This is a genomic window from Thermotalea metallivorans (genome assembly GCF_001562415.1).
Classification (GTDB): domain Bacteria; phylum Bacillota; class Clostridia; order Peptostreptococcales; family Thermotaleaceae; genus Thermotalea; species Thermotalea metallivorans.
Genome location: NZ_LOEE01000082.1, coordinates 1 through 5,533 on the forward strand (window position 1 = coordinate 1; position 5,533 = coordinate 5,533).

A 5,533-nucleotide genomic window follows, 5' to 3' on the forward strand; every position below is an offset into this window, starting at 1 on the left:
AGGAAGACATTGACTGAATCACCACACATTTAACGAGAAGCTAAAGCAATGATTAGCTTGCGGTCTTATAGATCCACTCATTTGTGCTTGAAAGGTGATTCTTACACTGGTTAATATACTGATTTAAGCTGAGAAGAGCAGTCTACGACTCACCTCACCGTGCTTTGTAGTGTATCTTCTCCTCAAATCAATCATAACAAATTGGTGAAAACCGCGCACCATTTTTTCATTACTATTTGTGCCGCCGGCGGTAGCGGCGGAATGGAGGTTAATATGTATAATATAAATCCTTAACCCTTTTACCTTTCAAGGATTACTTTACAAAAATTCTATCATTAAAAATTGACTTTCACCTAACAATCCGTATAATATGTAAAATCAAAATTGAAAGGATGAACTTTTTGAGTGAAAGTTTAGTAATAAAGGATTTTAGGACGCTTAAGGTTTGGCAGAAGGCGAATGCATTGGAGCAGGAGATAGGGGAATTGGTTAAAGGCTTTCCAAGCCATGAACAATATAGGCTTACAGACCAATTAATTAGAGCCAGTCGCAGTATTGGGGCAAATATTGCTGAGGGAAATACCCAATTATTCGTAAAAAGGGAACTCTTCCACGCCAACAGCGCTCTTGGCAGTGCAGGAGAATGTAGAAATCATCTTCTTACTGCCTATCAAAATGACTATATCAATAGGGAACAATATGATGCTTTTGATAAAAAGTTGATTGAAATTATCAAAATGTTATTTGGTTACATAAAAGTGCTAAAATCTAACTCAGATAATGAATCTGATGCTGCTACTAATTGGTAGAATTAAAATGTATTTACTTATTCCTAAACCCTTTAAGCCTTAATCCTTTAACCCCTTGTATCATCACTAATGGATATCGTAAAATATCCTTGGAAAGGAAGTGAAAATATGACTCCTGAAAAGAAAATTCTAAGCCTTGAAGAGTTTTTGCAGATGGATAAAGAGAACGAACATAGATTAGAATATTTTGATGGTGAAGTAGTTTACCTTGAATCTCCGTCAGTAGAACACCAACGGGTTTTATTAAACATCGCAGCAGAATTCAGGAATTATTTTAGGGGCAAATCTTGCGAGGTATTTATCTCCCCACTGGATGTATGGTTAACAAATAAAGAAAAAACTACCAAAATAAAAGTTCAACCTGACTTGATGGTAATCTCTGATAAGGCAGGATTAAAGAAAAATGCATATTATGGTGTGCCTGACCTAATCATGGAAATTATCGCTCCATCAAATGAAAGCCATGACAGAGTTAAAAAATACAGTACTTATATGGAATTTGGCATAAATGAATATTGGATGATAAATCCAAAACTTAAAACTATTGAAGTATACATATTTGAGGAAGATGAATACAAACAGGCTGCTATTTATAAAGGTGATGATTATGCAGTATCTCAAACCTTTAATGAACTTAAGATTTACTTAGAAGAAATTTTCCCAAGTAATAATAACTAATCCATCCGTCATACTTAAGTGTCATTTACCAACTATCCAAATAATTCATCTCACTTAAGTATCCAAATTCTTTGTGGAAAGAATGCTTTTATCAACGTATACATCAAAATAAATATTAAAGACGCTTTGCTATAAAGCAAAATTATAGTCTCATTTATCGACTAATAATCTTTTAATACATTAATTCATTAACTAATATGAAATTCCCGTAACGTACATTAAATGCCCTCAAATAGGGATAAGTTTTGAGGATTAAGGGTTTTGGAGAACAATGTTATTATATCCCATAGTGAATTAAATATTTGTTCCCTGTTATAGCCTCAGTTATTTTTTCAGTGAGAAGTTGAAGTTCTTTTGCCTTGAAGTGATTATTTGCCTTTATAATAATATCCCTGAATTGTTTGAGGGATTCTGGAGGGATAAGCGTTACACCGCAATAATCTAATCCAGTACCTGGCTGCGATGTAACCTGAAAATATGTCTTTATTGCCATTAATTCTTCATTATATTTTATAATTAATTCTTCTATTAAATCGTCGTTGATAGAAATACAATTATATTTTTCAGGTTCATAGTCACTATACCATTTGTTTTCTTCAAAGGAATCTATTATTCCAAACTCATGCTTTGCCAAACTATTACCCCCACACAAGTATGTATAACCTCTTAATACATATTTCTATAGAAAGTTTTGACCTAAATAATCTCTGCAAAAATTTCATGTATATTGCCATCTGGGTCTGCAAATAATGCTGTTCTTTGATTCCAGGGCATATTTTGAGGTTGATGAACAGGAGTTGCTCCCATCGTAACTAACTTTTTAAATGCTTCATCTACATCATCAGGATTTTCACATGGAAAGGCCAATTCAAAAGCCTGACCAACTACTTTTTTCCTATACTCATCACTATATGAATACATAACATTTCTCATACATATAGCAAATCTTACTCCATTATTTTCAAATTCAACATAATTGCCAAGGTCATTTTTAATTCTAAATCCAAGGACTTGATTATAAAAATTTCTCATCCTGTCAATTTTATCTGTCCAAATTGTAATAAGGTTAATCTCTGCTTTCATTATAAGTTCCTCCTTCTTAATTTCTTGTTTGTAGTTCGTAATATAAGTTCTATACAAAATGATTTTATTACTTAACAAGAAGGATTTCTGTTTCAGAAATAAGTTCCTTAAGCATATTTATCCCTTCTCTTGTAGTATCTCTATCAGCGGAAAGTAATGTAATAATCTCATCTATTCTATTTTTATAATCCTTGGGCTTTATAATAAAGCCATCAATCGTTCTGACCGCTTTTTTCTCATTAATGCAGTATTCTTCATTCAAAGCAAATAAAACTTGATTTAAGCAGGAAATACTTCTGAAACAATGTCCACATACATAATAAATGTCATCCTTATCGACATTATCCTCAGCAAACATTAAGGAAAAGGAGGCCTCAAACATAAAATATTGAACTATTGCATCTTTTAAAGTTTGAGGATATGGCTTGGTTCTGGATTTTAATTCTGAAATTTTGCCCCTAGGGTCAACAAGTATTTTGCAAACGGAAATTTCGCCCATATACATTACATTTAAATATGCATGGGGATGACCAGTTTGGTAATGAGCAGATACTTTTCCTGCCAAACAATCATCAATAACCTGAGACACCCTTTTTATGTCACGTAATATAAAATCTACATGATATTCTTGAATAACAAGCCATCCACCTGCATTTACCCAAGGACCCCACCCACCTATTTGCGTAATTAAATTTTCTCTATGCTCATCATCTAGTTTTGCAGCAACCTTGCCTAATTCTCTGATATCAAAGCCCTCTGTTTCATCATAGTATATTCCAATATCTATGTCGGACTTTTCATGATGGGTACCTCTTGCTCTCCTAAAACTACACCTATAATGCCTGGTATGCCTTCCAATTCTCTGCTGATTTGATTCAAAATATTTTCTACCATCGCAGCACTTCACCTCCGCCTTCATTTTGTTCTAATATAACTTCTTTCTTGCTGACACAAGTAGCATCATCGGCCGGCGCAGTTCATCCCGCATCCCAGGTACTCTGTTGAGCAAATTTTCTTCTGGCTTTGGTTCAAAAACCCCTGTTATTTCAAAACCTATTTTTATGAGACTGTTTAAGTATGTAGTAAGTGTCCGATGATATTTAATAACTTCCTCACCTAGAAATTTAGCATTGCGAATGCCTTCTGTGAAATAATGGTCAACTGGCCAATGCAGAATATTGCCCTTATCATCATAATACCAATCCTGAGGGCCTTGGGCAGTAAAAATGGGATGCTCTACAGAAAATATAAAATCTCCACCCCTTGAAAGGCATTTATATACTCTATCTAAAACATCCTCAAAGGATTTAATATAGTGAAGCGCCAGGGAACTGATAACAACATCAAAGGATTCTTCAGGAAAATCTATGTCTTCTATTGGCATACAGATATACTCGATATTTCCACACTTTGTTTTACTCTTTGCTTCACTTAACATTTTTTGTGAAATATCAATTCCAATTACTGACCTGGCACCGTTCTCTACAGCATAGCGACAATGCCATCCAAACCCGCAGCCTAAATCCAAAACCCTTTTATCTTTGAAGTCAGGCAGCATATTTTTCAGTTCATGCCACTCCCCCGCACCTTCAAGACCATTTTTCGACCTATCCATATTACTATATTTATTAAAAAAGGTGTCATCATCGTATTTGTTTTGTTTCATTATAAATTTCCCTTTCTATCTATTTGTTCTTCTTTTCATTTCAAGTTATATGCAAACAAAAACACCCTATCCTCCTACTTTGACGTTTTGTCTCGATATGCAATCAGAGTAATTGCATTTAATATGATAGTAACAGTGAGAAGAATAATAGCGGCAAACGCCACAGCACCAGTAGTGTCCATAAGAGCAGACCAGTCCTCAATCTTTACTAGATGGTAGCCATAAAGAATCTGTAAACATAGTGAAATAGCACAAGCGCTAATGCTCATAATAGAAAGAAAAGCCCAATTTCTGTTGCCCTGATTCTTATATCGCATAAGATTGACAACAGGAAGTATCCAGGCAACTACTCCAAGCACTAGGCTACCAAGATTAAGCAAACCAATCATAACATATCCCCCTTTTAGATTTTTTGGACAGCATAAATGAGAGTTCACCTTTACCGCAGCCGATGTTAAGGTAAGTATTAACATTATCTAAGATAAGTTTCATGAATTGTTTGAAATAACAGTTATTATGATTCCATTTCGGGTCATCAAGTTCTGGTATTTCATTAAAATCATTTTTCACAGCATTATAATTTTCCATATATTTATGGTAATAACAAAAAAACTATTATGCCGCCAACTCCAACAATTGAAAAAAACCGCCTACAACACGAGTTATTTTTATATAAAAATCTGAAGGTTCTGCTGCGGCATATGATTTCCATGATTCTGTAATTTGCCACCATGTATCTGGACTAATCAACATGATAATCCCTATAATTAAAATAAAAATGCTCAACAATATCATCATATAATGTTCTCCTTCATTATTTCGCACTATAATACTATTATGACCTTAATATAACATAACTGGATCTATGTCAATAGTTTGGACACAAATTTAAGTTTTTTATTTCAACTACCGCCACCCTTGACAAACTATTCATAAATGCACCCTGGCTTTTACCCGAAGGCGATAAACTCAAAGCAAGCTATATACAGCCTTCGGAACAAGCTATTTTAGCATTTATTCATTAGTTTATCAAGGGCAAGCCCTACGGGTTGGCTAGTATTCCCTCAGGCTTAAAATCTAAAGCAAGCTATGCTGCTCTACACATATTCTCATATTGCTCTGGGGTCATATAATCAATTGATGAATGGATTCGTTTTCTATTATAAAACCCTTCTATATACTGAAATAATACTGATTTTGCATGTTCATGATCTATGAATGTATTCAGGTATACACATTCTTTCTTTAATATTGCATGAAAGCTTTCTATACTGGCATTGTCATAGGGACACCCCTT

At 34.1% G+C, this 5,533-nt stretch carries 9 protein-coding genes; 2 read left to right on the forward strand and 7 right to left on the reverse strand.

Annotated features, from left to right (window positions below; translation table 11 throughout):
* The first annotated feature begins 401 nt into the window (after nt 1–401).
* Nucleotides 402–809: a four helix bundle protein gene (locus AN619_RS14730; RefSeq protein ID WP_083525175.1), complete on the forward strand. Its 408-nt coding sequence runs from the start codon at nt 402–404 to the stop codon at nt 807–809.
* A 108-nt stretch (nt 810–917) separates the two neighbouring features.
* The gene (locus tag AN619_RS14735; RefSeq protein WP_068558033.1) at nt 918–1,487 is read left to right on the forward strand and encodes a Uma2 family endonuclease; all 570 of its coding nucleotides are present in this window, start codon (nt 918–920) and stop codon (nt 1,485–1,487) included.
* 277 nt (nt 1,488–1,764) lie between these two features.
* On the opposite strand, the gene AN619_RS14740 is transcribed toward AN619_RS14735, so the two are convergent.
* From AN619_RS14740 to AN619_RS14775, 7 genes are all read right to left on the reverse strand, one after another.
* Nucleotides 1,765–2,121: a hypothetical protein gene (locus AN619_RS14740; protein WP_068558034.1), complete on the reverse strand. Its 357-nt coding sequence runs from the start codon at nt 2,119–2,121 to the stop codon at nt 1,765–1,767.
* A 62-nt stretch (nt 2,122–2,183) separates the two neighbouring features.
* Nucleotides 2,184–2,570 (reverse strand): VOC family protein, encoded by a 387-nt coding sequence (locus AN619_RS14745; RefSeq protein WP_058486962.1) that lies wholly within the window; start codon nt 2,568–2,570, stop codon nt 2,184–2,186.
* Between the two features lie 67 nt (nt 2,571–2,637).
* A complete protein-coding gene (locus AN619_RS14750; protein ID WP_242867421.1) occupies nt 2,638–3,489 on the reverse strand; it encodes a nucleotidyltransferase domain-containing protein in 852 nt (283 codons plus the stop codon).
* 6 nt (nt 3,490–3,495) lie between these two features.
* Nucleotides 3,496–4,236, reverse strand: a complete 741-nt coding sequence (locus AN619_RS14755; protein ID WP_068558035.1) for a class I SAM-dependent methyltransferase — start codon at nt 4,234–4,236, stop codon at nt 3,496–3,498.
* 74 nt (nt 4,237–4,310) lie between these two features.
* Nucleotides 4,311–4,625 (reverse strand): hypothetical protein, encoded by a 315-nt coding sequence (locus AN619_RS14760; RefSeq protein ID WP_068558036.1) that lies wholly within the window; start codon nt 4,623–4,625, stop codon nt 4,311–4,313.
* Between the two features lie 226 nt (nt 4,626–4,851).
* Nucleotides 4,852–5,034 (reverse strand): DUF6199 family natural product biosynthesis protein, encoded by a 183-nt coding sequence (locus AN619_RS14770; RefSeq protein ID WP_068558038.1) that lies wholly within the window; start codon nt 5,032–5,034, stop codon nt 4,852–4,854.
* A 289-nt stretch (nt 5,035–5,323) separates the two neighbouring features.
* A partial coding sequence (locus AN619_RS14775; RefSeq protein ID WP_157064892.1) for an IS3 family transposase occupies nt 5,324–5,533 on the reverse strand: 210 nt, incomplete at its 5' end.

What these genes read in the sequence shown, in the direction of transcription:
- AN619_RS14735 (WP_068558033.1), top strand. Translation starts at nt 918, where the DNA reads ATGACTCCTGAAAAGAAAATTCTAAGCCTTGAAGAGTTTTTGCAGATG.
- AN619_RS14770 (WP_068558038.1), bottom strand. Translation starts at nt 5,034, where the DNA reads ATGATGATATTGTTGAGCATTTTTATTTTAATTATAGGGATTATCATG.
- AN619_RS14750 (WP_242867421.1), bottom strand. Translation starts at nt 3,489, where the DNA reads ATGAAGGCGGAGGTGAAGTGCTGCGATGGTAGAAAATATTTTGAATCA.
- AN619_RS14755 (WP_068558035.1), bottom strand. Translation starts at nt 4,236, where the DNA reads ATGAAACAAAACAAATACGATGATGACACCTTTTTTAATAAATATAGT.
- AN619_RS14745 (WP_058486962.1), bottom strand. Translation starts at nt 2,570, where the DNA reads ATGAAAGCAGAGATTAACCTTATTACAATTTGGACAGATAAAATTGAC.
- AN619_RS14760 (WP_068558036.1), bottom strand. Translation starts at nt 4,625, where the DNA reads ATGATTGGTTTGCTTAATCTTGGTAGCCTAGTGCTTGGAGTAGTTGCC.